The organism is Bradyrhizobium sp. MI1.4, from assembly GCF_055811315.1.
The window spans coordinates 1-299 of sequence record NZ_JBVVPP010000170.1 but is presented as its reverse complement, the minus strand read 5'-3'; the positions used below and the strand labels follow the sequence as shown (position 1 = coordinate 299).

At 62.2% G+C, this 299-nt stretch carries 1 protein-coding gene; it reads left to right on the top strand.

Features of this window, described 5'->3' with window-relative positions:
- The coding region (locus tag AC0L23_RS40135; RefSeq protein ID WP_473358444.1) for a Mu transposase domain-containing protein at nt 1–299 on the top strand (299 nt) is incomplete at both ends.

The window sequence follows — 299 nt, the reverse complement described above, 5'->3', positions numbered from 1 at the left end:
CAGGTCGAGAACCAGGTCGGGCTGGTCCGGGAACGCTTCTTCACGCCGCGGCTGCGGTTCAAAAACCTCGACGAGTTGAACGCCTGGCTGCTCGACAAATGCATCGCCTACGCCAAGGCTCATCGCCATCCGGAGCTGGCCGATCAGATGATCTGGGAAGTGTTCGAAGCCGAACGCCCCAAACTCGTTCCCTATGCCGGCCGCTTCGACGGCTTCCACGCGGTGACGGCATCGGTCTCGAAGACCTGCCTGGTGCGCTTCGACAACAACAAGTACTCGGTCGCAGCCAGCGCAGTCGG